Genomic DNA, 25331 nt, shown 5'->3' with positions numbered 1-25331 from the left:
TTTAAAACTTGATTTCCAAAGAAATGATTACGAGAATGGGATGTTGCATGTGACCGATAAAAAACAATAAAAATAAACACATGAAATACCAACAAATAAATTCAGAACTATTTATAAAGAACAGAAAAAATTTCGCTGACCAGATGAAATCTAACAGCTTAGCTGTTTTTAATTCTAACGACATCTATCCTATAAGTGCCGATAGCACCATGCCATTTGAGCAACATCGCGATATTTTTTATTTAAGTGGTGTAGATCAAGAAGAAAGTATTTTAGTTCTGTTTCCAGATTGCCCAAAAGAAAAGCATCGTGAAATCTTATTTTTAAAAGAAACCAATGCCCACATTGCGGTTTGGGAAGGCGAAAAATTAACTAAAGAAAAGGCTTTTGAAACTTCGGGAGTTAAAACCGTGTATTGGCTGCAAGATTTAGAGAAAATCATGTTTGAAATCATGACACAGTGCGACACCGTCTATATAAACACCAACGAGCATTACCGTGCCACCAACGAAACCGAAACCCGAGAAGATCGTTTTACAAAATGGTTAAAAGATAAGTATCCCGCTCATGCGGTTGCTAAAAGTAATCCAATTTTACAGCGTTTGCGATCGGTGAAAGACCCTATTGAAATCGACTTAATACAGCAGGCTTGTAATATTACTGAAAAAGGTTTCCGTCGTATTTTAAATTTTGTGAAACCTGGGGTTTGGGAATACAATATTGAAGCAGAATTTATGCATGAGTTTTTAAATAACCGCTCCAAAGGATTTTCTTACACACCCATTATAGCTTCTGGGAATAATGCTAATGTGCTACACTATATTGAGAACAACCAAATTTGTAAAGCGGGCGATCTTATCTTAATAGACGTTGGGGCTGAGTATGCAAATTATGCGAGTGACATGACCCGAACCATACCAGTTTCTGGTAAGTTTTCTCAAAGACAGAAAGCCGTTTACAATGCGGTTAATCGCGTAAAAAAGGAAGCAACAAAAATGCTAGTGCCTGGAACCATTTGGGCCGACTACCATGTTGAAGTGGGTAAAATTATGACTAGTGAGCTGCTAGGTTTAGGTTTACTCGATAAAGCCGATGTACATAACGAAGACCCAGAATGGCCGGCGTATAAAAAATACTTTATGCATGGTACCAGTCACCATATGGGATTAGACACTCATGATTATGGTATTTTAACAGAACCTATGCAAGCTAATATGGTGTTTACGGTAGAGCCTGGTATTTATATCCCAGATGAAGGCTTTGGAATTCGATTAGAAGACGATGTGGTCATACAAGAAAACGCTGAACCTTTTAATTTAATGCGTAACATTCCTATTGAAGCTGATGAGATTGAAGATTTAATGAACTCATAAAAAAGAATTTTAGAAGCTAGAGTCTAGATTTCTAGACTCTAGACTTTCTATTCTATAGATTCTAGGTTCTAGGTTCTAGGTTCTAGGTTCTAGGTTCTAGGTTCTAGGTTCTAGGTTCTAGGTTCTAGGTTCTAGGTTCTAGGTTCTAAAACTAAATCAAACCCCAACCCAATCAAACACATAAGTATTTAATTTTTTTAGTGTTTTTATCTTGTCGTTGGTATTAATTAGTAGGGAGATATTGTTATTACTGCCTCCATAAGAAATCATCCTAATTTTCACATCTTTTAAAATATGAAACAACTTAAAAGTATCTTGATGATTTGCAACTTCATGCCCCACTAAACACACAATACTTTGATTTTCGTCAACTTCAATCACAGCGAACTTTTGTAGCTCTGCAATGATATATTCTAAATTTTTAGCATCATCTATAGTTAGAGACACGGCAACTTCAGAGGTTGTAATCATATCTATAGCCGTTTCGTAAAGCTCAAAAACCTCAAATATCTTTCTTAAAAAGCCGTGAGCTAGCAACATACGATCAGATTTAATTTTTATCGCCGTAATACCATCTTTAACCGCCATTGCCTTTACACCATTTTCTGAGGTTTGGTAAGATATTAAAGTCCCCAAAGCCTGAGGATTAAGCGTGTTTTTTAATCGAATAGGTATATTGTGTGCCCTTACTGGTGTTACCGTTTGCGGATGTAATATTTTTGCCCCAAAATAAGCTAACTCGGCGGCTTCATCATAAGATAAATTTGAGATGGGTTTGGTGTTTTCTATAATTCTTGGATCGTTATTATGCATACCATCAATATCGGTCCATATTTGCACTTCTTCAGCCCTAATCACCGCAGCAATAATAGTGGCTGTATAATCGCTACCGCCCCGTTGTAGATTTGATATTTTAGCATCAGCATCTAAACATACAAAACCTTGAGTTATATATACATCAGAAGCTTCGGAAGCGTTAAAAACGTTTTGAAAACGCCTTTTTATATAAGGTAAATCGGGTTCTTTAGCAGCGTCTATTCGCATAAAATCTAAAGCGGGTAGTACGACCGATCGTATGCCTTCTTGAGTTAAATACGCATTAAATATAAAGGTAGAGAGCAATTCACCTTGAGCTAAGACTTCATTCTCTAAGGTTTTTGAAAAAGTTTTGTTTGTAGCCTGTATGATAAAACTAAAAATATCTGAAACGTAATGTTTCACCTCTGTATTTAAATTTTTATCGGTTAAAAGCCCATCAATTACCGGGATATAGCTATCATAAAGCTGATGAATTTCTACCATTGCAGCATCCCGTTTCTCGTCTTTAATATAATTAGAAATTGCAACGAGCTGATTTGTCGTGCCAGACATAGCCGATAAAACCACAATTTTCTTGTGGCCATCATTAATTATAGTCTTAACATTACTCATGTTTTCAATGGAACCAACCGAGGTGCCCCCAAACTTTAATACCTTCATCATTATTTATTTTAATGCGTAAAACTAAAGCTCCATTTCACAACACCAATATTTTTTATAAAATATGTTTACATTTGCACAAATTGTTATATAATTAACATGAGAACCATATCCAACTGTGTCGAAGACATTTTAATTTCGCAGCCTTTTTTAGAGGAAGCTTTATCTCGAAACATTATAAATTTTAGTGCTTTAGCCGTAGAACTCACAAAACCTATTAGCCTTATGCTTAAAAAGGAGGTTAAACCCGGTGCGATCATGATGGCATTACGGCGATATCATCCACCAGTTGCATTGTCTAATTCTGTAAAAATGCAACGAATGCTAAAGGATTTAGGCGATATTACTTTACGATCTAATTTAACCGATTTTACTGTAAAAAATTCAAATACGCTTATTCACAATCATACGAAAGTACTAGAAAAAATAGGTGATGAATCTCAATTGTTTTACACTTTTACTAGGGGTATTCACGAAAGCAATATGATTATATCGAGTAGCTTAAAGGATGATATGGCTACACATTTAAAGCAGGAAAATGTGCTTGCTGTTCAGGACAGCTTATCGGCAATCACGATAAATTTGCCTCAAAACAACTCAAAAGTAGCGGGCTTATACTACCATTTTTTTAAACGTTTAGCCTGGGAAGGTGTTGTACTTTACGAAGTGATTTCAACCACCAATGAATTTACTATTTTAGTTGAAGATGAGTATGTCGATAAAGCCTTTACAGCGATAAAACGGCTAAAACAATAGCCTTATGCTTCTTTATTGGACTTAATTGCAGCCTTTTGATACCCATTAGTTAAAATAAACGCGAAAACAGCAGCCAATACCCAACCTAAATTTAAATGGGCTAATGGTATAATATTTTTAACCTCCTCAAGACTATCGGCAGCGATTATAAACCCTAAAAAATCGGGTATACTGAAAATAAAAGTGATTAAAACAACCGCTCTAAAAACAAGCTTTGTTGCGAGATGCTCTGGAATTACATTCAATAAAATAAGCACGATACATAAAGGATAAATAAACATTAAAGCCGGAATGGCGACATCAATAATATACTTCACATCCATTTGCCCCACCAAAACCCCAATGAGGCAACATAAGGCAGCGGAAATTACATAAGCCTTTTTAGACCCATTAAAATAGTCTTTAAAAAAATCGGATACACTTACCGTAATGCCCACAGCGGTTGTAAAACAAGCTAAAGCCACAAGAATACCTAAAAAAACAGCACCAAAACTACCTAATGTTTTAGTGGCTAAACCAGCGAGTAAGCCCGTTCTAGTAATGTCTGTATCAAACTGCTGGTTATAAAACGCCCCAATAGCAATTAAGCCCGCATAAACGATAAACAAGCCAAGCATAGCGATAGCACCAGACTTCATAATCACTTGTCGTTTTTCAATAAAAGATAAATTGCTTTTTGAGTTATTGATGGACACTAAAACAACACCTCCCATGATTAAACCCGCTACGGCATCGTAGGTTTGGTACCCCTCTAGTAGTCCACTTACTATGGGACGTTCGAATGTTGAAGGCCTCATAGTTCCGCCAGAAGAAAAAACACCAATAACCACAATAGCCAATATGATTGACACAATTATTGGAGTTAAATATTTGCCTAACACATCTAAAACATTGTTTCTATTCATCACGAAAATAAAAACAAGCAAAAAATAAACAATGCTAGTTAATAAGGTGCTTGAATTAAAAAATGGAGCTATAGCCATTTCATGGGTTACAGCTGCCGTTCTAGGAGAAGGTAAGGCAACCGCAATGGCATAAACACACAAGCAGAATATCAGACTAAAAAACGGAGATACTTTTTTACCAAAATCTAACATGGTACCTTGTAATCTCGCATGACCCAAAACAGCAAAAAAGGGTATTAAAATAGCAGAAGCCACAAACCCCATAGTAACCCACATCCAATCGGCCCCCGATTTAAAGCCTAATAAAGGCGGCAAAATTAAATTTCCCGCACCAAAAAAACCTGCAAATAATGCAAAACCAAATACAAGTGTTTCCCTTGTTTTACTCATAGCTTACGTATATTTGCGCAAGATAGTATAATTATGATTTTAGCTTACAAAGGCATCGATATTTTTTATAAAGATGAAGGCAAAGGACAAGCTATTGTGATGCTGCATGGTTTTTTAGAAAACAGCACCATGTGGCAGGCTTTTTTGCCGGAATTAACTAAAAAAAACAGAGTGATTTGTATTGATTTATTAGGTCATGGCAAAACAGGGTGTTTAGGACACGTTCATTCCATGGAACTTATGGCAGATGCCGTTAAAGCTGTATTAAATCATTTGAATATTAAACCATGCCTCTTAATAGGACATTCCATGGGAGGCTATGTTGCCCTCGCTTTCGCGGAAGCCTATCCAAACGCCGTAACGCGTTTGTGTTTAATAAACTCTACTGCCAAGGCAGATTCGAACAGCAAAAAAGCACAACGAGACCGTAGCATTCAGGTTGTAAAACACAATCATAAACTATTTATTAGGCTCGCAATTAGCAATTTGTTTACTAAAAAAAACAGAACTGTTTTTAAAGAAGACATTAAATATTGTATCGAGCAAGCCTTAAAAACACCATTACAGGGCATTATCGCCGCCTTAGAAGGCATGAAAATTAGACCTAATAGAGAAAAAATACTGCACGCTTTTAAACATAATGTCACTATGATGATAAGTTTAAATGATCCCTTATTAAACTCCCAGGACCTCATAACAGAAGCAAAATCTGCCCAAGCTAATATAGTCGTTTTTCAAGATGGCCACATGGCGCCTATTGAAAATAAGGTAGAACTTTTACCTCAACTCATGCATTTCATCGAATATTAATGCGTTTTGTCGTTTTAGTTTATAAAATTTATTATGTTTATAGTCTAAAATCAAAATTTTATGCGTAAAACTACCAACAAACCTACTTTTATTCCAAAAATGTACTGCGCCCTTTTTGGACACGATTTTCGAGTTACCAAAAAAGTAACTTACCACGTTAAAGAATATGCTTGTAAACACTGTAAAAAAGAACTTACTACAAATAGTAACGGTGCTTTAATAGAACTAACTCCAAAATTTAGAGGGATAAACGCCATTTTAAGTCGTATTCACCATTCAAAAACCAGACGCCTAAGAACACATCCTTAAGTTACTGCAACTTTTACAAAAAAGACAACTTACACCGGTTATACTTGAAATCGCTCAGGGTTATAGCTTTTACCCTAGTTTTCCTCATTGAAATATTTCCATCCTTGTGCTTTTATAGGTATTCTGGACTCTCCACGAGTCACTAAATGCATACCAGCACTTTCCTCTTTCATAAACCCAATCACGCTAAAGTTAGGATTACCTTTTAATTTAGGATAATCGTCTTGAGCGATGGTAAACAGAAGCTCGTAATCCTCACCCCCATTTAAAGCAACTGTCGTACTATCGATATTAAACTCTTCACAGGTAGAGATAACTTGTGGGTCTAAAGGAATTTTTTCTTCAAATACATCGCAACCTACCTTGCTATGCTTACAAATATGTATAATTTCAGAAGACAAACCATCACTAATATCAATCATAGACGTTGGTTTTATTTTTAAATCCTTCAATAATTTAACAACGTCTTTCCGAGCCTCTGGTTTTAACTGTCGCTCTATAATATAAGAGTAAGGTTCTAAATCTGGTTGATTTTTTGGGTTTACTTTATAGACTTCGTTCTCGCGTTCAAGCACCTGTAAACCCATGTAAGCACCACCTAAATCGCCAGAAACCACTAATAAATCATTTGGTTTAGCTCCACTCCTAAACACCTCATCTCCGTCTTCAAACTGCCCAATTGCAGTAACCGTAATAAGTAAGCCTGTTAAAGACGAGGTAGTATCTCCACCAACCACATCAATATTGTAAATGTTTGCAGCTGTTTGAATACCAGCATACAGCTCCTCAAGCGCCTCAAGCGGAAATCTGTTAGATACAGCAATAGAAACCGTAATTTGTGTAGCCATGGCATTCATGGCGTAAATATCAGACAAATTAACAACTACAGCTTTGTAACCCAAATGCTTAAGCGGCATATAACTCAAATTAAAATGCACGCCTTCAACCAAAAAATCGGTAGTAACTGCAATTTTTTTGCCTTTAAAATCCAATACAGCAGCATCGTCGCCAATGCCTTTGACCGTAGATTTATGCTTAATTTTGAAATCCTTAGTTAAATGGTCAATTAATGCAAATTCTCCTAAAGTACTTAACGGTGTACTTTGTTGATTTTTATCTTCTATCATATTGCAAAAATAAGAAGCTATTTTGATTTATCAATAGGCTTTCCCCATATAATGTGCTTATAAACATCTAACTTATTTTTTCCAAGGTTTCGCAACATACTTCATTTTTATAATTCTGAAAAATAAAACTCGAGGCCCGAAAACCTAAATATTTATAAAAATACCGACAGAAGCATTTTCTTTTTACCATTTTTTCACTTCTAAGACGCCAATATCGCAAACAAGATTACTCAATAAAGAAAACCTATAAAACCATATAAGAATATAATGTGATCTTGTACCAAAAACCATGAGTTATATCGTATATTTGTGGTCTATTTAGAAACCTTCTTAATAAAAATATGTTTCAATTTTTGAAATAACCATCTTTTATTAAGTAGTTTGCATGTCATAAATAGAAGTATTGCATGATTAATTCTGATTAAAATTTATGATAAAAGTATCTGAGAAAGCTAAGAAAAAAGTTTTTGAACTTATGGAAGAAGATGGCTATAACACAGCTATCGATTTTGTGCGCGTATCGGTAAAAAGCGGTGGATGTTCTGGTTTATCATATGATTTAAAGTTTGATAAACAACAACAAGACGACGATAAAGTTTTTGAAGATAACGGCGTGAAAATTATTGTCGATAAAAAAAGTTTTTTATACTTAATAGGCACCACACTCGAATATTCTGGGGGGCTTAACGGCACTGGATTTGTTTTTAATAATCCTAATGCCAACCGCACTTGTGGCTGCGGTGAAAGCTTTTCCCTATAACATTATTAACTAAAAAATTGATGAGCAAATATACAGAAGACGATTTACGCGAAGAGCTAAAAACTAAAGAATACGAATACGGATTTTATACCGATATAGAGTCTGATACATTTCCTGTAGGTTTAAATGAAGACGTTGTGCGTGCCATTTCTAAGAAGAAAGAAGAACCACAATGGATGACCGATTGGCGACTTGAGGCTTTTAAAGTTTGGAAAGAAATGACCGAACCAGATTGGGCTAATGTAACCTACGAAAAACCAGATTTTCAGGCTATTTCGTACTATTCGGCTCCCAACAGCAAACCTAAGTACAACAGTTTAGATGAAGTTGACCCCGAATTATTAGCCACTTTTGAAAAGTTAGGTATTTCTATTGACGAGCAAAAAAAATTGGCCAACGTTGCTATGGATGTCGTTGTCGACTCCGTTTCGGTAGCCACCACATTCAAAGAAACCCTTGCCGAAAAAGGCATCATTTTTATGAGTATTTCTGAAGCTATTAAAGAGCACCCAGAGCTTGTCAAGAAATATATTGGTACCATTGTGCCTACTAAAGATAATTTTTACGCAGCCTTAAACTCGGCTGTATTTAGTGATGGCTCGTTTTGCTACATTCCAAAAGGTGTACGCTGCCCAATGGAGCTTTCTACCTACTTCAGAATTAATCAAGCCGGTACCGGTCAGTTTGAGCGCACGCTTGTTATTGCCGACGAAGGTAGTTATGTATCGTATCTCGAGGGCTGTACAGCCCCTAGTCGAGACGAAAACCAATTACATGCCGCCGTTGTAGAGCTAATTGCTTTAGAAGATGCCGAGATAAAATACTCGACCGTACAAAACTGGTTTCCAGGCAACGCCGAGGGCAAAGGTGGGGTATTTAACTTTGTTACCAAAAGAGGTTTGTGTGAGAAGAATGCTAAAATTTCGTGGACACAAGTTGAAACAGGCTCTGCTGTAACCTGGAAATACCCATCGTGTATTTTAAAAGGTGATAATTCGGTTGGCGAATTTTACTCTATTGCAGTTACCAACAACCATCAGCAAGCCGATACCGGAACTAAGATGATTCATTTAGGCAAAAACACGAAATCTACTATCATTTCAAAAGGTATTTCTGCAGGGAAATCGCAAAACTCGTATCGCGGATTGGTACAGATAAACTCTAGAGCAGAAAACGCACGTAATTTTTCACAATGTGATAGTTTACTAATGGGTAACGAATGTGGCGCGCATACCTTCCCCTATATTGAAGCTAAAAACAAATCGGCTAAAATAGAGCACGAGGCCACAACCAGTAAAATTGGTGAAGACCAAATTTTTTACTGTAATCAACGTGGTATAGATACCGAAAAAGCGATTGCCTTAATTGTAAATGGTTTTAGTAAAGAAGTTTTAAATAAACTGCCTATGGAATTTGCCGTTGAAGCGCAAAAACTGTTAGAAATAAGCTTAGAAGGCAGCGTAGGATAAGCAACAACACTTCAGGGATTAAATCAAGTCTTACCATTTAAAAAGACCGCACAAAAACCCTGTTTTGAGAAATAAAAAAGATTAAAAAAACAAGAAAAAATTAAATATGTTAAAAATAAATAACTTACACGCAAGTGTTGACGATAAAGCCATTTTAAGAGGTATTAATCTTGAGGTTAAACCCGGAGAAGTACATGCTATCATGGGGCCAAATGGCTCTGGAAAAAGTACATTGGCATCTGTTATTGCTGGAAAAGAGGAATATGAAGTTGATGAAGGCGAAATCTATTTACACAATGAAAACATAGAAGAACTTTCGGCCGAAGAACGTGCGCACAAAGGCATTTTCCTTTCGTTTCAATATCCTGTAGAAATTCCGGGCGTATCGGTGACTAACTTTATAAAAACAGCCATCAACGAAACGAGAAAAGCTAAGGGTCTTGAAGACATGCCTGCCAAAGACATGTTAAAACTCATTCGTGAGAAGGCCGATTTATTAGAAATTGATAGAAAATTTTTATCGCGTTCACTTAACGAAGGTTTTTCTGGTGGTGAGAAAAAACGAAACGAAATTTTTCAAATGGCCATGCTAGATCCAAAATTAGCCATTCTTGATGAAACCGATTCTGGATTAGATATCGATGCCCTACGCATTGTTGCCAATGGTGTAAATAAGCTTAAATCTAAAGACAACGCTGTAATTGTTATCACACATTACCAACGTTTATTAGATTATATCGTGCCAGATTTTGTACATGTCATTCACGAAGGTCGTATTGTTAAGTCTGGAGATGCTTCACTAGCACACGAACTTGAAGAAAAAGGATACGATTGGGTTAAAGAAGAAGTTGGTGCCTAGAGCATTATCTCGTAATAGTTGACAAATGCTCAACCATTACTTACACAAAATATTAAAAACGTAAAAGTTTGTGGTTTAGCCGCTAATCTTATAGAGACTAAACCTAGCAAATGAAATCTGAAAAACATGGATTTAAAAGAAAAATTAGTATCATCTTTTCTAGTATCTGAAGACTACGCCGAGGCCGATTCTTACCTACAGGACCTTAGAAACGATGCCATAAACATATTTAAAGCCTCTGGCTTCCCTTCTAAAAAAGAAGAAGCATGGAAATACACCGCTTTAAATACCATCTTAAAAGAAGATTATTGTTTATTTCCAAAAAAGGAAGGAGATTTAGATTATAACGACATTAAAAAGTATTTTATCCATAATATAGACAGCTATAAAATTGTGTTTATAGATGGTAAATACTCCTCACACCTATCTGAAACCACGCACGATGGTGTAGATGTGTGCCTAATGTCTGCAGCCCTATCAAAACCAAAATACCGTTTGGTTATTGAAAACTACTTCAATAAAGCTGCAACAAAAGACAGCTTGCCGTCGCTTAACACCGCTTTTTCTAAAGAAGGTGCCTATATTCACATACCAAAAAATAAAATAGTAGGCAAACCCATTCAGCTTATACATTTGGCCACAGGAAATGAAGCCGCTACCATGTTGCAACCACGTAATTTAATTGTGGTTGAGGAGAACGCGCATGTACAAATTATTGAGCGCCACCAAAGCTTAACCGATAATCCTGTTTTAACCAACAGCGTTACCGAAATTTTTACCAAAAAACGTGCTATTGTCGATTATTACAAGTTACAAAACGATAAAGCTAACGCTTCGTTAATAGACAATACTTTTGTTAAACAACACCGCGAGAGTGTGGCATCGGTACACACCTTCTCTTTTGGTGGTAAATTAACACGTAACAACCTTAACTTTTATCAAGAAGGCGAGCGCATTAATTCCATCTTAAAAGGGGTGACTATTATTGGTGATAAACAACATGTAGATCACAATACCTTAGTTAATCATATCGAGCCTAATTGTGAGAGTCATCAAGATTATAAAGGCATTTTTGGCGAGAATGCTACAGGTGTATTTAACGGTAAAATTATAGTAGAAAAAGAAGCTCAAAAAACCAATGCGTTTCAAGCGAATAACAACATTTTAATTAGCGATAAGGCCACTATTAACACCAAACCGCAATTAGAAATTTTTGCTGATGATGTAAAATGCTCACACGGCTGTACTATTGGTCAATTAGACGAAAGTGCCATGTTCTACATGCGTTCGCGCGGTATTCCCGAAAAAGAAGCCAAAGCCCTTTTAATGTTTGCCTTTAGTAATGATGTTTTAAAATCGGTTAAAATTCCTGAAATTAAACAACGTATTACCAAAATAATTGCAAACAAATTAGGAGTAAATATGGGCTTCGATTTATAATTGTAATTTGAAGCTAATTCCCGCCATACACCATTTCTTTCTTGAAAAACAAAAAAATTTAAGGCTAATAAAACAGCCGAATGGCGAATACAGTGCTAAAAAAAAACTATGTTCAACGTAAACGATATTAGGCAAGATTTCCCAATACTTTCTCGAAAAGTAAATGGGAAACCTTTGGTGTATTTAGATAATGCGGCCACCTCGCAAACCCCACAACAGGTTATGGATGTTATTGTAGACTATTACTCTAATTACAATGCTAATATTCATCGTGGCGTACATACGCTAAGTCAAGAAGCGACCGATTTGTACGAACAAGCACGCTTAAAAATACAAACCCATTTTAATGCCCAATTTTCGCACGAAATCATATTTACCGCAGGCACCACACATAGTATAAATATAGTGGCTAGTGGGTTTACAAGTCTGTTAAAAAAGGGCGACGAGATTATCGTCTCTGCATTAGAGCATCATAGCAATATTGTACCCTGGCAAATGCTTTGTGAACGCACGGGTGCAATTCTAAAAGTTATACCCATGAGCGAAGATGGCGAATTGCTAATGGACGTTTATAAGGAACTGCTTTCAGAAAAAACAAAACTCGTATTTGTAAATCATATTTCGAATGCGCTAGGCACTTTAAATCCTATCGAATATATTATAGACCAAGCGCATCGCGTTGGTGCGGCCGTTTTAATTGATGGGGCGCAAGCCTGTCCGCACCTAAAACCAGATGTGCAGAAATTAGATGTCGATTTTTATGTGACCTCAGCTCATAAAATTTGTGGCCCAACAGGAGTTGGTATGCTGTATGGCAAAGAAGCATGGCTAAATAAATTACCCCCTTACCAAGGTGGCGGCGAAATGATCGATCAGGTCACTTTCGAGAAAACCACCTATGCCAATTTGCCTCATAAATTTGAAGCGGGAACCCCAAACATATCTGGAGGTATCGCTTTTGGAGCTGCTCTAGACTATATGAACGGTATTGGGTTTGATAACATTCACGCCTACGAACAAGATTTGTTGCACTATGCGACAGCCCAACTTTTAGAAATTGAAGGCTTGAAAATCTACGGCACATCTAAAAATAAAACCTCGGTGATTTCATTTAATTTAAAAGGTATTCACCCTTACGATGTGGGCACCATTTTAGATAAACTTGGTATTGCCGTACGTACAGGACATCATTGCGCACAACCCATTATGGATTTTTATAAAATACCAGGAACCGTTCGCGCTTCTTTTGCTTTTTACAATACCAAAGCCGAAATTGACGTTTTAGTAGAAGGTATTAAAAAAGCCAAAATGATGCTTTCTTAAAGTCCGAATAAACTTTAAAACCACTTTAGAAACAACATGAAGTATCTTTTTATAATGTTCACTTTGCTGGTTACCGATAATGGCTGTTCAAATTCTAAAATAAATCAAGAAGCCATTACTTTAGAGTATACCACACAGGGAAAAAGTGCTTATAAAAGTATTACCATACAAAAAAAACGGGTTTCAAAAATAAACAAGCACGGTGCCAAGCCCGTTAATAATGTACTAAGCGAAAAGGATTGGACGAAGCTCATGGCCATATTAAAAACCATTGACGTAAAAAACATACCCCATTTAAAAGCACCGTCTCAAGACCGTTTTTTTGATGGTGCCGCCATTGGGAAATTAAAAATTAAATACCATAATAACACTTACGAGTCGCAAAGTTTCGATCATGGCAATCCGCCAAAAGAAATCGCTGCCCTTGTTAAAGAAATCTTATCAATTTCTAAAAATAAAGAATAGAAAGATTTCTTATTGTATTTTTGTATAAAACCTGTTACTGTGACTATTGAAAGTATTCAAAACGAAATTATAGAAGAGTTCGCCATGTTTGAAGACTGGGAAGAACGCTACCAATACATGATTGATTTAGGCAAAGACCTGCCCTTAATTGACCCGAAATACAAAACCGACAGCAATATTATTAAAGGCTGCCAAAGTAAAGTATGGGTACATGCCGAGATGGTAGATAATAAATTAGTATTCACGGCCGATAGTGATGCCATCATTACAAAAGGGATAATCGCTATTTTAATTCGTGCATTCTCAAATCAACACCCCAAAGATATTATCGATGCCAATACCGATTTTATCGATAAAATTGGCTTAAAAGAACATTTGTCACCAACACGTGCCAACGGCTTAGTAAGTATGGTAAAACAACTTAAAATGTACGCCATAGCCTACCAAACCCAGCTTAATTAGCTACTATGTTTGCTGTAATGTTGTTCTTATAAGAACCGACTAAACAACAAACCAAGTTTAATCTGTTTTCGCTTTCGCGGAAAGAAAAAAATAAAATTATGAGTAAAACCACTATAGATGTACACGCTTTAGGCGAAAAAATAGTAAACGTTATAAAAACCATTTACGATCCAGAAATTCCAGTGGATATATACGAACTGGGTTTAATTTACGATGTTTTTGTAAACGAAGATTACGACGTTAAAATTTTAATGACACTAACAACGCCTAATTGCCCGGTAGCCGAAACCTTACCCTTGGAAGTTGAAGAGAAAGTAAAATCTATAAACGAAGTAAAAAGTGCCGAGGTAGAAATTACTTTCGACCCACCATGGTCTCAAGATTTAATGAGTGAAGAAGCGAAATTGGAATTGGGGATGCTTTAAACTTCTGGCTTTCCATATTTTTATAAAACCATATAGAGCGGTATAATTTTATAATTAAATCGCTCTATATGTTTTAAAGTCATGACAGCCAAATGCTTTTTGCTCATGGGCTGAGCCAAAGACAAAACATTCGCGCAGGCTCTCAGAGGTTTCTCACTCTTTTTTAAACCATCTAAAAGCCTCCTTTAATCCGTCCCATTTATTTGTTGATGTTGGTGCTTTGCCTGTTTGTTTGTATTCTTTTAATTGATAATACGAGCCCCAAAACAACAAAATAGTCATTAAAACACTAACAATAATCATAATATACCCAAACACTATAGTAGCGTACTTTCTAAAATAGGGGATGCTCCCTTTAATGTTCTCTCCATTTAAGGCCAGATAATCGGGTTGAGGGTCTTTATTGTTATATTGCACATAAAGTACATCTAATGCATTAATAAAAGCTAAATCTTCTTTATTGTAATGCTTATGAATTTTACTGCGAAAATCTTCTTTGTTTTTAAGCAAACCGTTTTCATAGAGAAATTGTAACAACCGCTCATGGTTGTTTTCATAAAGCCTAAACTGCAATGCAATAGTATCTTGATTCGAAATAAAACCGACATTTACAAGTTGTACAACCCTTGTATTTGGTGGAAATGGCTTAATATACATGGCATCAACCTGAGTATAGGTAAAGGGTTTGTTTTTATTTGCTTTCCTTTTGAAACCATTTGAGGCCCGAGCATTATAGCCATAAGCGGAAGCGCAATTAAATAAAAAATAAAATTTACTATAAATTTACCTAATTTCATCACACGTGTTCTTGTTTTCTAACTTCATAAATATGTAAAGTATCTTTATTATCAATAAGGCATAAATAAGGTTCAAAATATTTTATGGGTCTAGATGCAGGAAAACCTGTTGCATTTTCTTCGGTATAGAACCAATCATACTGTTGGGTTTCCATATTAAAAGCGCCTATGCGGTTGCTATAAAAATCGGTAGTGATAATATGGTTGTCTATGATTACAAAATTGTCGCGTTCAGATGAGAAAAAACCTGGTTCGTTAAAAGCTTCATACGGGGCAAATTCTACTCTACGATAAACACCTGTTTGTATATCTGTTTCAAAATAACTTGTAATAGAAATGCCTCTTAACTTACCATCATTGTCCATTAACAGATTTTGATTATTGGTTTTTTTAACAGACCATAATAGCTCACCCGTATCTACATCGTATCCAGCTAGCGTAGTATCTTTTATTGCCATAACTAATACCTTATTATAAACCGTTAAAAAGTTATAGCCTGTGCTTTCAGGAAAGTCATCGGTTATTGTTTTATCCCATAGAACTTCTCCTGTTTCTATGTTGCGGGCTTTGAAATTTGATTTTTTTCTACTGAAACAGTAATCACCAATAACACATAGTGAAATATTCTCTAAGCTCCACAATATTTGCTTTTTTGTTAAAGAATAAATGCTATTCTTTTGATACTCTATATCGCCTTGATATAAGACTATATAATTCTTTACTTTTAAACTATCGACACACAAAAATTCATTTAAAAAAGGAACTATCTCATTTTTAATTTGAACAAATAACTTACTTCGTGTGCTAATGAAATAATAGTTTGAGTGATGTTTGATTGTATCAATTACACTTATGTTTTCTTCGATTTTGAATTTTAATGTTAGATTATCAAATTGATGATAGTTTAAAATACCTTTCTTATCAGAGACCAGTAAAGAGGTGTCCAATTGAACAATCGAATAAACATTTTTAATTTCCTTAAGTTTTAGCAACTCCATACTAACGTACCCAGTTTATATAGTTAACTAATGTTCCTTTTTCTGCAAGCTGGACTAAATTTTCAGAGCTTTTTATAATTTCTGAATCCAAAGACTTAAATAATTCAGGATTTAAATTCCATAACTCTTTTGCTTTTTCTGAGTTTTTAAATATATTTTGAAAGGCCAGTTTCGCTTCGGCTGTATTTTCATTAAAATTATATCTAAACTCTTTTTTACTTTTTATGTATTGATAAAACTGACTTTTTTCATCTGCAGCAATGCTTGTTACTTTTTTCCAGTTTTTAAGTTCTATAGCTCGCTGAAGGTTATCCGAAGAATTTCTAAATAATAAATCTAGTTTATATGCTGTTTCTAAACTAAAAACAGGCGTACTTGTGGCTGCACTTAGTGCAAAACCCCACAGGCTTACAATGATTAATAGGTGTCTTTTATTCATAATTTTTAGTTATGATTTGTTTTTTCTTTTCTTAATTTTTCTTCCATTTCAATTGGCTTATGCTCTCTTACTTACTCCTGTACGGTAAGAACCTAGCGCTCGCACTAGCAGGGATAAAAAACGGTATATGCTATAAATTTACTTTTTATCATTACACTACTTGTTTATCTTTTTTAACTTCATAAATATGTAAAGTATCTTTATTATCAATAAGGCATAAATAAGGTTCAAAATACTTTATGGGTCTAGATGCAGGAAAACCTGTTGCATTTTCTTCAGTATAGAACCAATCATACTGTTGGGTTTCCATATTAAAAGCACCAATGCGGTTGCTGAAGAAATCAGTGGTAATAATATGGTTGTCCACAATCACAAAATTGTCACGTTGCGAATCAAACCAATTCGGCTTGTTAATTGCCTCAATAGGCGCAAATTCTAATCTACGATGATTGCCTGTTGCAATATCTGTTTCAAAATATCCTGTAGAGGTTACTCCTTTTAACTTACCATCAATGTCAACTAACAAATTTCTGTTATTAGTTTTCTTAACAGACCATAATAATTCACCCGTATCAACATCGTATCCAGCCAGCGTAGTATTTTTTATTGCCATAACTAGTACTTTATTATAAACCGTTAAAAATTTATAGCCTGTGCTTTCAGGAAAGTCATCGGTTATTGTTTTACTCCATAGAACTTCTCCAGTTTCTATGTTGCGGGCTTTGAAATTCGATTTTTTTCTACTAAAACAGTAATCACCAATAATATCTAAAGGTTCATCAAGTTCCCATAGAATTTGTTTTTTTGATAAGGAATATACTGAGTATTTTTGATTAAATATTTTTCCTTTGTACAAAACGATATTCTCTATAATTTGAGGTACATTTAAGCGAATGCGTTCTTTTAAAAATGGAGTAATGTATCTCTCTGCTTGCGTAAATAAATCGTTTCTAGTGCTTATATAATAAATTGAAGAGTCAAATTTAAATGTATCCAAAATTTGTATTTCGCATTCTAATTGCTGCTCCAATTCTAAATTGCTATTATAATAGCTTATAGTTTTATTAGTGCTAGAAACTAACAGCTTGCCCTGTGCTTTTATAACAGAATATATTTCATTAATCATTTTAACCTTTTCCAGCTCCATATTAATACACCCAATTTATATAGTTAATTAATTTTCCTGTTTCAGCTAGCTCAACAAGACTTTCAAAATCCTCTATTATGTTTTTGTCTAAAGACTTAAACAAATCTGGATTTAATTCCCATAACTCTTTCGCCCTTTTTGGATTTTTAAATATATTTTGAAAGGCCAGTTTCGCTTCGGCTGTATTTTCATTAAAATAATATCTAAACTCTTTTTTACTTTGAAAAAATAATTTACTTCGTGTACTAATGAAATAGAAGTTTGAGTGATGTTTGATTGTATTAATTAAAATTATATTTTCTTTAAGTTTGTTTAGTTTCATTAAAAATTTAAGTCGTTTCTTTATCCGTGAAATATACAAAATCTTAAGATTACAACAAAAACTGAATGAACAATACCATAACATTAAGCGTCATTAAAATTTTGGATACGCTGCTCAGTAGAATGTATTTTATTTATATCAAATTAATAAGAGAATTACGGACAAAATATATTTAACTAAAAAAACAATAAGGAGATCAATTTTATATTGATAAATAACGAAAGCTAAAAGCATTGTGCTAAATATCTCTAGTGTATAAATATCATATTTTTTAAATAACTTTGTTAAAAATAAATATATGTCGAACAAAATTATAAATCGCGTAGCGAACAGCAAATTAGTCACCATAAACCTTGAAGATTATTATCCTGAGGGTAAACGCCTCTTGTTTGACCTAAAAGATTGGTTACACGAAGGTCTTGTGCTACGAGAAAAAGAGTTTAGAAACCAAATTTTAGCGCACGACTGGTCGCAATATAAAAACACCTATGTTGCGTTAATGTGCAGTACAGACGCTATAATTCCAGGTTGGGCCTATACTTTATTAAGCCTTCAACTAGAGCCATTTGCAAAAAAAATAATGATTGGTGATCTTGAACTTTTAGAAACCTCTATATTTCAAGATATTATTAACACCCTTGATGTGCTTGAGTTTAAAGATCAATCTCTAATTATTAAGGGTTGTACCAATAAGCCCATACCACAAAATGCTTATATTATGCTGGCCACTAAACTAAAACCGGTTGCCAAGTCCATTATGTATGGCGAGGCCTGTTCTTCGGTGCCGCTCTACAAAAACAAGTAGTATCTGCTTAACATTTACTAATTGAACACTAAAATAAACCTAAGGATTTTAGTATCTTTAGATGCCCCACAATATTTGAGACCGTTTTGTGAAACTTAAAATTGTTCAAAAAAATGAAAAAAACTATATTATTATTCACGTTATTTATCGGTATGATTTCGATAAATGCACAGACTAAGGAAGAATTACAAGCACAAAAAGCGGAAAAGCAGGCTATAGCCGATGCTGCACAAGCTGAAGCCAATGCGTTACAAGCACAAATTGATGCCCTACCGGGATGGAGAAAAGGAGCTTTTGGTACTATTGGCGGAAGCTTATCTCATTTTAATAATTGGTACTCACAAGGCTCGCCAAATAATGTATCTGGAAATATAGGTATAACCATTAATGCTTATGCCAATTTAATTGAAGACAAGTTTTTCTGGAGAAATGCGCTAACCACCAATTTAAACTGGGTAAAATTAGACAATAAAGATATTGATACCGACGACGATAGCTTTAAACCTACTACCGATGTGTTTAATATCTCGTCTTTATACGGTAGAAATATTACTAAAACCCTAGCAGCCTCTGGATTGGTGGAGTACAGAACAACACTTTTAGACAATTTTAACGATCCTGGCTATTTAGATGTTGGTATTGGTGCTACGTGGACGCCAATTGAAAATTTAATCGTTGTTGTACACCCGTTAAACTACAACTTTGTATTTAGCGACAATGATCTTGTTTTCGACTCGTCTTTAGGTGCAAAGATTGTTGCAGATTACACCAGACAAATTGGGGCTATTAATTTTAAAACGAACTTCTCTACCTTCCAAAGTTATAAAAGTAGTGATTTATCGAACTTTACATGGACCAATTCTTTTAGCTACACCTTGTGGAAAATGATTGGTATTGGGTTTGATTTCGGGTTGAGAAGCAATAAACAAGAAGCCTTAAATTATGCTTCTATCGCTTATCAAAACTTAACACCTGCTGAACAATTAAATGAGACTGAGCCAACTTTTGACAATGTAGATAATAAATTACAAACTTATTATACTGTAGGGTTGAGCTATAAGTTCTAAAAACATTTTTGGTCTTCAAAAAAAATAAAATGCACTTCTTTTCGGAAGTGCATTTTATTTTATCGGTAGTACATATTAAAGGTCTTTTTTAGATTTACATAACGTATATTTTGTAGGCTTTTAAGAATTTCCGATTCCATTGTTATCAAGTCTTGATTCTTCATTCTTCATTCTAAAAGCACAACGGTCTTTCGTCGTCAATCATCCGTTTTAAATTTTTTCTTCTTATTTTTTCTTCCGAAAAGGCGTTTAAAAAAATTATCCCGTTTTTCTGGATTACAGTCTAAATCCTCTAAAACTGAAGCTGACGGGGTTTCAAATTTGGCTTTAGTAATGTGGTTGAAAGCAACATCGGTATTCAATTTCTGATAAAACTTAGCAAAAATGGGCAAAGCAGAATTTGCACCTTGACCTATGCTTGTAGATTTAAACCCAATACTATGGTTGTCATTCCCTACCCAACTCACCGTTACTAAATTGGGGGTAATACCCACAAACCAACCATCTTTATTGTTTTGCGTTGTTCCAGTTTTGCCAGCCATGTCATTTTTTAGATTATAGGTAGTTCGCAATCTGGCAGCTGTCCCATTATTAACCGTAGATTTCATAATTTGCAACAACACTTGTCTTGTATAATCACTATAAGCTGGAGCTTCCATAATTTGAGGCTCGAAACTTGCAATTGTATTGCCATTTTTGTCTTCAATTTTGGTTATAGCGTAGGGTTTTACACCTTTACTATGGTTTACATAACTTGCAAAAGCACCTGTAAGTTGTTTTAAGTTAATCTCTGCCACGCCTAAAGCCAACGAAGGCTCTCTAGGAAGCGTTTTTGCAATACCCAACTTTTCTACTTGTTGTATCACATTTTCAATGCCCACTTCATTTAGAACCTTTACGGCTATGGTGTTTATCGAGTTGCTTAAAGCCATTTCTAAATTATAATTGAGGTGAGGGTCTTCCTCGTTTGCTCCAGAGTTCGTGGGTGTCCAATTATCGAAATTGGTGTAAGTCACTTCCTTTAACGGGAAATAAGTGCATGGTTTCATGCCGTTTTCAATAGCTGCTGTATAAACAAAAGGCTTAAAAGTAGAGCCCACTTGACGCTCACTTTGCGAAATATGGTCGTATTTAAAATACCTGTAATCAATACCTCCTACATAGCTTTTTATGGCGCCTGTTTGGGGCTCGATAGCTAGCATGCCCGTATTTAAAAACTTTAAGTGGTGTTTTAAACTGTCTATAGCCGAGATATTCATGATGGTATCGCCCGACCAGTTAAACAATTCTGTTTTCCGTTTAACGGAAAGACTATCTAATATTTGTGCTTGGGTTAATCCCGCTTCTTGATACGCCTTATATTGTGGCAGATTTTTAATGGCGGACTCTATTATGCGCTTGTTTGTAAGCCACGGCGCATTTTTACCAAACGATTTTTCGTGAACTTGTTGTAAAGCCTTGAGATGTTCTTTCATGGCTTGTTCGGCAATCGCTTGCATGCTAGAATCTAATGTCGTGTAAACTTTTAAACCATCTCGGTATAAATCGTAAGCACTGCCGTCTGGCTTCTTTATAGAATCTAAAATTACGGCCAATTCCTTTTTTACCTGAGCCCGAAAATAAGGTGCCAAACCTACATCGTGATTAAACGACTTATAATTTAAAACGAGATCTTGATTTTTTAAAACGGCCACAGAATCTTCTGAAAGATAACCGTATTTATACATTTGCTGAAAAACAACATTTCGTCTGGATTGACTGCGTTTTAAATGAAGCCGCGGATTAAAATAAGTAGTTGCCTTAAGCGTGCCCACTAAAGTTGAAGCTTCTGTAAGCGATAATTGCGATGCAGACTTATTAAAAAATTTACGTGCTGCGCTTTCAATGCCATAGGTGTTATCTGGAAAGGGTACCGTATTTAAGTACAGCGTAAGAATATCGTTTTTAGAGTAGATGTTTTCAATCCGTTTGGCAATAATAGATTCTTTAAATTTATTAATTAACATACTGAACATCAGATAATTTTTACGACCATAGAGATTTTTAGCTAATTGCAAGGTAATGGTGCTCCCCCCTCCGGCCGACTTATCTCGAAGCATACTATTTTTAACAAATACGCGTAATAAGCTTACGTTATCAACGCCATCGTGACTGTAAAACCGGATATCTTCGGTGGCAATTAAGGCGTCGATTAGATGCTTCGGAAAGTCTTCAAATTTTAAAGGCTGCCTATCGTAAACATAATATTTTCCAATTAATTTTCCATTTTCATCAAGTACCTGTGTGGCTTCAGCTTGTGTAATAGAGCTTAAATCTTTAGCCGTAGGCAGTTTTCCAAAAAACCCTAAAAACACACTGATATAAATAACACCAAAAAACAGAACTACGGCTGCGCCAGCCCTTAAGGACCACTTAATCCATTTGTTTTTAAGTATTAACGATATGCGTTTCATTTGAATCTCTGGCATTTAAATCATTTATAGTAAATCAAAAAAAAATTATACAATATTTCTGTGGGTAGAAATTTTTATTTATTGAATTTCACATAGTACGGAAGGATCTAAAACTCTCGATTGATGAAAATGCGATACATCCATTAATCCTAAATAAAAAACTATTACCACTAATATTATAGTCTTATTGTCCTAAGTCATATAGTCTTAAGTCATACAGTCTGGCATATCGAAATTTAGTTCCCTTTATACGCGTGGAAGAACCAAAAAAATAATTTAATTTTTTTGATGAAGTCACACTTCTAAACTCATATTACTCTTGAGCCTCTTTATAATCTGGATAAAGAAAATGGTTGTAAGGAAAACGTGTAATATGGATATCTCGTACCTCATCGTAAATGCGGGCCTTAAAATCCTCTATATTTTCTTTATTTAATGCCGAAATAAACAAAGCATTGTTGCCCACTTTATTCATCCATGTTTTTTTCCATTCTTCAAGAGAATAGTGCATAGAGGTGCGCTCTGTTTCTAAATCGTCTGCTTCAAAAGGCTCTGCTTCATAAGCATCAATTTTATTAAACACCATAATGGTTGGCTTATCACCACAATCTATTTCACCTAAAATTTTCTCAACCGATTCGATATGCTCTTCAAAATTATGATGCGAAATATCGACAACATGCAGGAGTAAATCGGCTTCTCTAACCTCGTCTAAGGTACTTTTAAAACTATCTACCAATTGTGTTGGCAGTTTTCTAATAAAACCTACGGTATCGGTTAATAAAAAGGGCAGGTTTTTAATCACCACTTTTCTAACCGTGGTATCTAGCGTGGCGAACAATTTGTTTTCGGCAAAGACATCGCTTTTACTTATCACATTCATTAAGGTCGATTTCCCAACATTGGTATAACCCACCAAAGCCACGCGCACCATTTTACCCCGATTACCACGCTGCACAGCCATTTGTTTATCGATAGTTTTTATGCGTTCTTTTAATAAGGTGATTTTATCGCGCACTATACGTCTATCGGTCTCAATCTCGGTTTCACCAGGACCACGCATACCAATACCACCTCTTTGGCGCTCAAGGTGCGTCCACATCCCTTTTAAGCGTGGTAGCAAATATTCGCATTGTGCTAATTCTACCTGTGTTCTGGCATAACTGGTTTTGGCGCGTTGAGCAAAAATATCGAGTATTAAATTGGTTCTATCAAGTACCTTTACATTAAGTATTTTACTGATGTTGCGCTCTTGTGCGGCAGACAATTCGTCATCAAAAATAGCCGTACCAATATCATTATCTTCAATAAATTGACGCACTTCTTCCATCTTGCCGGTTCCTATAAAGGTTTTAGGATTTGGCATGTCCATTTTTTGCGTAAAGCGTTTTATGGCGTTTCCTCCAGCGGTAAAGGTTAAAAACTCTAGTTCGTCTAAATACTCTTTAGATTTTTCTTCGTTTTGTTCTTTGGTTATCACACCTATTAAAACAGCTCTTTCTAAATTTAAGTCTATCTCTTCTATCATGTTGCAAAGTTACGTAATTGCCGTCATTTTTGTTAAAAAAGAATGCTTTGATCGGTTTTATATCGTTTGCATTACATTTGACGTATTTATATATACGGAAGACAACGGGATAAAATCTATCTTTTAAGATTTTTAAATCTATTTTTGAAGTATGACTCACCCTTTTGATGATAACTCGATTAAACACAACACACAAACTGTGGCCTTTTATAATTGTGAAAATTTATTTGATTTTAGAACGAATGTCCATGCAAACCATCAGTATTTTTCGCCAACCGTCTTAAAAAACTGGACAGCCAAACGCTACCAAGATAAAATTGAAAAATTAGGCTTTAGCATTTCTAAAATAGGGCGAAAAGAAACCGGAAAACATCCAGCGATTGTTGGATTGTGCGAAGTTGGAAGCGATAGTGTTTTAAAAGATTTAATAACATCGAAGCATTTGAAGCATTTAAATTACAAATATATTCACAACAATTCTTTAGACCAACGTGGTATTGATGTCGCTTTATTATACAACGCTAATGTTTTTGATGTTGCTACCTCTAAAACATTTACTATTAAACTACCCCATACAGACGGCTTAACTAATTACACTCGAGATATTTTGTTGGTTTCTGGTGTACTTGATGGGGAGTCTATTCATGTTATCGTGAATCATTGGCCCTCTAGGCGTGAAGGCGAAAAAGAAACGGAGCCCAAGCGCATAGCTTCTTCAAATAAATTAGGTGAAATTATTAATATATTACGCTTAGCAAATGATAACTCAAAAATTATTCTTGTTGGCGATTTTAATGACGAGCCGCATAACCATAGCGTAAAACAATTGGTAAATACCTTTGATTTTTACAATCCTATGGAAACCCTGCGCACTTTTAGCCGAGGGTCTACCTATTACAGAAGACAATGGTATTTATTTGATCAAATTTTGATTTCGAACCATTTTCTTAAAACTTCAGATGAATTTTTTGAATATGATACCGCCAATATTTTTGATGAAGATTTTTTAAAGGTTTTAGATGGCAAATTTAAAGGGACGCCATTTAGAACCTATATCGGTAAAAAATACCAAGGCGGTTACAGCGATCATTTTCCAGTCTACATCGTCTTTAAGCGTTGATTTTAATGCGTTTTAATACCAATTTAGTTTTGAAATGTCGTATTATTAATTTGAATTATTTTTTGTTCAGATGAGATAGAAATCGCAGATTCACGAACTCATTATTTTAAAATAATAGAAGCGTGAGCTAAAATCAAAGCATAGCCTGAGTTATGGTTTTATTTTATACCGAAATATGGGCGAAAAAGAACTGCGAAGCACATCATGAACACCTATTTATAACATAGAAAAATGTGAGTAAACAAATTATATGCGGCATGACATGGCTAATTTGGTATAACCAACAAGAAGCCCAATGGTTTA

At 35.0% G+C, this 25331-nt stretch carries 25 protein-coding genes; 15 read left to right on the top strand and 10 right to left on the bottom strand.

From position 1 onward, the window contains the following. Window positions 1-80 precede the first annotated feature (80 nt). Window positions 81-1373 (top strand): aminopeptidase P family protein, encoded by a 1293-nt coding sequence (locus tag FEZ18_RS07910; protein WP_153267824.1) that lies wholly within the window; start codon window positions 81-83, stop codon window positions 1371-1373. 156 nt (window positions 1374-1529) lie between these two features. On the opposite strand, the gene FEZ18_RS07905 is transcribed toward FEZ18_RS07910, so the two are convergent. Then, a complete protein-coding gene (locus tag FEZ18_RS07905; RefSeq protein WP_317164431.1) occupies window positions 1530-2855 on the bottom strand; it encodes an aspartate kinase in 1326 nt (441 codons plus the stop codon). A gap of 96 nt (window positions 2856-2951) precedes the next feature. Here FEZ18_RS07905 and FEZ18_RS07900 point away from each other — a divergent pair, with 96 nt between their 5' ends. Beyond that, a complete protein-coding gene (locus FEZ18_RS07900) occupies window positions 2952-3608 on the top strand; it encodes a hypothetical protein (RefSeq protein ID WP_153267823.1) in 657 nt (218 codons plus the stop codon). A 2-nt stretch (window positions 3609-3610) separates the two neighbouring features. Here the strand turns inward: FEZ18_RS07900 and brnQ are convergent, their stop codons facing one another. Further along, entirely contained in the window at window positions 3611-4903 is a 1293-nt protein-coding gene (gene brnQ, locus FEZ18_RS07895) for a branched-chain amino acid transport system II carrier protein (protein WP_153267822.1), read from the bottom strand. Window positions 4904-4936: 33 nt separating this feature from the next. Between brnQ and FEZ18_RS07890 the strand changes: the two genes are divergently transcribed. Together FEZ18_RS07890 and FEZ18_RS07885 are read left to right on the top strand one after the other, a co-directional pair. Beyond that, window positions 4937-5713, top strand: coding sequence for an alpha/beta hydrolase (locus FEZ18_RS07890; protein WP_194269461.1), 777 nt, complete (start codon window positions 4937-4939; stop codon window positions 5711-5713). Between the two features lie 60 nt (window positions 5714-5773). Next, complete coding sequence (locus FEZ18_RS07885) at window positions 5774-6022, top strand: hypothetical protein (protein WP_153267820.1); 249 nt, start codon at window positions 5774-5776, stop codon at window positions 6020-6022. Window positions 6023-6096: 74 nt separating this feature from the next. Here the strand turns inward: FEZ18_RS07885 and thiL are convergent, their stop codons facing one another. Continuing rightward, a complete protein-coding gene (gene thiL, locus FEZ18_RS07880; protein ID WP_153267819.1) occupies window positions 6097-7149 on the bottom strand; it encodes a thiamine-phosphate kinase in 1053 nt (350 codons plus the stop codon). A gap of 430 nt (window positions 7150-7579) precedes the next feature. Between thiL and FEZ18_RS07875 the strand changes: the two genes are divergently transcribed. The 8 genes from FEZ18_RS07875 to FEZ18_RS07840 all read left to right on the top strand — a co-directional run bounded on the left by FEZ18_RS07875 (window position 7580) and on the right by FEZ18_RS07840 (window position 14352). After that, entirely contained in the window at window positions 7580-7909 is a 330-nt protein-coding gene (locus FEZ18_RS07875; RefSeq protein ID WP_153267818.1) for a HesB/IscA family protein, read from the top strand. Between the two features lie 20 nt (window positions 7910-7929). Further along, on the top strand, window positions 7930-9378 hold the full coding sequence (gene sufB / locus FEZ18_RS07870; RefSeq protein ID WP_153267817.1) for a Fe-S cluster assembly protein SufB: 1449 nt from the start codon (window positions 7930-7932) through the stop codon (window positions 9376-9378). A gap of 106 nt (window positions 9379-9484) precedes the next feature. Beyond that, window positions 9485-10237 carry a Fe-S cluster assembly ATPase SufC gene (gene sufC, locus FEZ18_RS07865; protein ID WP_153267816.1) on the top strand — a complete coding sequence of 251 codons (753 nt, stop codon included), beginning with the start codon at window positions 9485-9487 and terminating at the stop codon, window positions 10235-10237. Window positions 10238-10363: 126 nt separating this feature from the next. Next, entirely contained in the window at window positions 10364-11677 is a 1314-nt protein-coding gene (sufD, locus tag FEZ18_RS07860) for a Fe-S cluster assembly protein SufD (protein ID WP_153267815.1), read from the top strand. A gap of 108 nt (window positions 11678-11785) precedes the next feature. After that, window positions 11786-13000, top strand: a complete 1215-nt coding sequence (locus tag FEZ18_RS07855; RefSeq protein ID WP_153267814.1) for an aminotransferase class V-fold PLP-dependent enzyme — start codon at window positions 11786-11788, stop codon at window positions 12998-13000. A gap of 36 nt (window positions 13001-13036) precedes the next feature. Continuing rightward, a complete protein-coding gene (locus tag FEZ18_RS07850) occupies window positions 13037-13465 on the top strand; it encodes a hypothetical protein (RefSeq protein WP_153267813.1) in 429 nt (142 codons plus the stop codon). A gap of 39 nt (window positions 13466-13504) precedes the next feature. Beyond that, a complete protein-coding gene (locus tag FEZ18_RS07845) occupies window positions 13505-13927 on the top strand; it encodes a SufE family protein (RefSeq protein WP_153267812.1) in 423 nt (140 codons plus the stop codon). Window positions 13928-14025: 98 nt separating this feature from the next. After that, entirely contained in the window at window positions 14026-14352 is a 327-nt protein-coding gene (locus tag FEZ18_RS07840) for a DUF59 domain-containing protein (RefSeq protein ID WP_153267811.1), read from the top strand. A 153-nt stretch (window positions 14353-14505) separates the two neighbouring features. Here FEZ18_RS07840 and FEZ18_RS07835 read toward each other — a convergent pair whose 3' ends face one another. From FEZ18_RS07835 to FEZ18_RS07815, 5 genes are all read right to left on the bottom strand, one after another. Further along, window positions 14506-15009 (bottom strand): hypothetical protein, encoded by a 504-nt coding sequence (locus FEZ18_RS07835; protein WP_153267810.1) that lies wholly within the window; start codon window positions 15007-15009, stop codon window positions 14506-14508. Between the two features lie 139 nt (window positions 15010-15148). Beyond that, the gene (locus tag FEZ18_RS07830) at window positions 15149-16147 is read right to left on the bottom strand and encodes a PQQ-binding-like beta-propeller repeat protein (protein ID WP_153267809.1); all 999 of its coding nucleotides are present in this window, start codon (window positions 16145-16147) and stop codon (window positions 15149-15151) included. A gap of 1 nt (window position 16148) precedes the next feature. After that, window positions 16149-16586, bottom strand: coding sequence for a hypothetical protein (locus FEZ18_RS07825; protein WP_153267808.1), 438 nt, complete (start codon window positions 16584-16586; stop codon window positions 16149-16151). Window positions 16587-16737: 151 nt separating this feature from the next. After that, complete coding sequence (locus FEZ18_RS07820) at window positions 16738-17712, bottom strand: PQQ-binding-like beta-propeller repeat protein (protein WP_194269460.1); 975 nt, start codon at window positions 17710-17712, stop codon at window positions 16738-16740. 22 nt (window positions 17713-17734) lie between these two features. Continuing rightward, the gene (locus FEZ18_RS07815) at window positions 17735-18055 is read right to left on the bottom strand and encodes a hypothetical protein (RefSeq protein ID WP_153267806.1); all 321 of its coding nucleotides are present in this window, start codon (window positions 18053-18055) and stop codon (window positions 17735-17737) included. Window positions 18056-18353: 298 nt separating this feature from the next. On the opposite strand from FEZ18_RS07815, the gene FEZ18_RS07810 reads away from it, so the two are divergent. Both FEZ18_RS07810 and FEZ18_RS07805 read left to right on the top strand, forming a co-directional pair. Beyond that, window positions 18354-18860 carry a DUF2480 family protein gene (locus tag FEZ18_RS07810; RefSeq protein WP_153267805.1) on the top strand — a complete coding sequence of 169 codons (507 nt, stop codon included), beginning with the start codon at window positions 18354-18356 and terminating at the stop codon, window positions 18858-18860. Between the two features lie 113 nt (window positions 18861-18973). Then, the gene (locus tag FEZ18_RS07805; RefSeq protein ID WP_153267804.1) at window positions 18974-19927 is read left to right on the top strand and encodes a DUF3078 domain-containing protein; all 954 of its coding nucleotides are present in this window, start codon (window positions 18974-18976) and stop codon (window positions 19925-19927) included. A gap of 197 nt (window positions 19928-20124) precedes the next feature. Here FEZ18_RS07805 and FEZ18_RS07800 read toward each other — a convergent pair whose 3' ends face one another. Both FEZ18_RS07800 and hflX read right to left on the bottom strand, forming a co-directional pair. After that, window positions 20125-22395 carry a penicillin-binding protein 1A gene (locus tag FEZ18_RS07800; protein ID WP_153267803.1) on the bottom strand — a complete coding sequence of 757 codons (2271 nt, stop codon included), beginning with the start codon at window positions 22393-22395 and terminating at the stop codon, window positions 20125-20127. A gap of 298 nt (window positions 22396-22693) precedes the next feature. After that, window positions 22694-23908, bottom strand: a complete 1215-nt coding sequence (hflX, locus tag FEZ18_RS07795; protein WP_153267802.1) for a GTPase HflX — start codon at window positions 23906-23908, stop codon at window positions 22694-22696. Between the two features lie 151 nt (window positions 23909-24059). Here hflX and FEZ18_RS07790 point away from each other — a divergent pair, with 151 nt between their 5' ends. Beyond that, window positions 24060-25028, top strand: a complete 969-nt coding sequence (locus tag FEZ18_RS07790; protein ID WP_153267801.1) for an endonuclease/exonuclease/phosphatase family protein — start codon at window positions 24060-24062, stop codon at window positions 25026-25028. Window positions 25029-25331 lie beyond the last annotated feature (303 nt).

This window comes from Oceanihabitans sp. IOP_32, from assembly GCF_009498295.1.
Classification (GTDB): domain Bacteria; phylum Bacteroidota; class Bacteroidia; order Flavobacteriales; family Flavobacteriaceae; genus Wocania; species Wocania indica.
Note: the sequence above shows the minus strand (reverse complement) of the source record. Positions and strands in the feature narration are given on the sequence as shown.

What these genes read in the sequence shown, in the direction of transcription:
- FEZ18_RS07800 (WP_153267803.1), bottom strand. Translation starts at nt 22,395, where the DNA reads ATGCCAGAGATTCAAATGAAACGCATATCGTTAATACTTAAAAACAAA.
- FEZ18_RS07910 (WP_153267824.1), top strand. Translation starts at nt 81, where the DNA reads ATGAAATACCAACAAATAAATTCAGAACTATTTATAAAGAACAGAAAA.
- FEZ18_RS07890 (WP_194269461.1), top strand. Translation starts at nt 4,937, where the DNA reads ATGATTTTAGCTTACAAAGGCATCGATATTTTTTATAAAGATGAAGGC.
- thiL (WP_153267819.1), bottom strand. Translation starts at nt 7,149, where the DNA reads ATGATAGAAGATAAAAATCAACAAAGTACACCGTTAAGTACTTTAGGA.
- hflX (WP_153267802.1), bottom strand. Translation starts at nt 23,908, where the DNA reads ATGATAGAAGAGATAGACTTAAATTTAGAAAGAGCTGTTTTAATAGGT.
- FEZ18_RS07810 (WP_153267805.1), top strand. Translation starts at nt 18,354, where the DNA reads ATGTCGAACAAAATTATAAATCGCGTAGCGAACAGCAAATTAGTCACC.
- FEZ18_RS07875 (WP_153267818.1), top strand. Translation starts at nt 7,580, where the DNA reads ATGATAAAAGTATCTGAGAAAGCTAAGAAAAAAGTTTTTGAACTTATG.
- sufB (WP_153267817.1), top strand. Translation starts at nt 7,930, where the DNA reads ATGAGCAAATATACAGAAGACGATTTACGCGAAGAGCTAAAAACTAAA.
- brnQ (WP_153267822.1), bottom strand. Translation starts at nt 4,903, where the DNA reads ATGAGTAAAACAAGGGAAACACTTGTATTTGGTTTTGCATTATTTGCA.
- FEZ18_RS07850 (WP_153267813.1), top strand. Translation starts at nt 13,037, where the DNA reads ATGAAGTATCTTTTTATAATGTTCACTTTGCTGGTTACCGATAATGGC.
- FEZ18_RS07840 (WP_153267811.1), top strand. Translation starts at nt 14,026, where the DNA reads ATGAGTAAAACCACTATAGATGTACACGCTTTAGGCGAAAAAATAGTA.
- FEZ18_RS07820 (WP_194269460.1), bottom strand. Translation starts at nt 17,712, where the DNA reads ATGATTAATGAAATATATTCTGTTATAAAAGCACAGGGCAAGCTGTTA.
- FEZ18_RS07835 (WP_153267810.1), bottom strand. Translation starts at nt 15,009, where the DNA reads ATGTATATTAAGCCATTTCCACCAAATACAAGGGTTGTACAACTTGTA.
- sufC (WP_153267816.1), top strand. Translation starts at nt 9,485, where the DNA reads ATGTTAAAAATAAATAACTTACACGCAAGTGTTGACGATAAAGCCATT.
- FEZ18_RS07905 (WP_317164431.1), bottom strand. Translation starts at nt 2,855, where the DNA reads ATGATGAAGGTATTAAAGTTTGGGGGCACCTCGGTTGGTTCCATTGAA.
- FEZ18_RS07830 (WP_153267809.1), bottom strand. Translation starts at nt 16,147, where the DNA reads ATGGAGTTGCTAAAACTTAAGGAAATTAAAAATGTTTATTCGATTGTT.
- FEZ18_RS07885 (WP_153267820.1), top strand. Translation starts at nt 5,774, where the DNA reads ATGCGTAAAACTACCAACAAACCTACTTTTATTCCAAAAATGTACTGC.
- FEZ18_RS07815 (WP_153267806.1), bottom strand. Translation starts at nt 18,055, where the DNA reads ATGAAACTAAACAAACTTAAAGAAAATATAATTTTAATTAATACAATC.
- FEZ18_RS07805 (WP_153267804.1), top strand. Translation starts at nt 18,974, where the DNA reads ATGAAAAAAACTATATTATTATTCACGTTATTTATCGGTATGATTTCG.
- sufD (WP_153267815.1), top strand. Translation starts at nt 10,364, where the DNA reads ATGGATTTAAAAGAAAAATTAGTATCATCTTTTCTAGTATCTGAAGAC.
- FEZ18_RS07825 (WP_153267808.1), bottom strand. Translation starts at nt 16,586, where the DNA reads ATGAATAAAAGACACCTATTAATCATTGTAAGCCTGTGGGGTTTTGCA.
- FEZ18_RS07790 (WP_153267801.1), top strand. Translation starts at nt 24,060, where the DNA reads ATGACTCACCCTTTTGATGATAACTCGATTAAACACAACACACAAACT.
- FEZ18_RS07900 (WP_153267823.1), top strand. Translation starts at nt 2,952, where the DNA reads ATGAGAACCATATCCAACTGTGTCGAAGACATTTTAATTTCGCAGCCT.
- FEZ18_RS07855 (WP_153267814.1), top strand. Translation starts at nt 11,786, where the DNA reads ATGTTCAACGTAAACGATATTAGGCAAGATTTCCCAATACTTTCTCGA.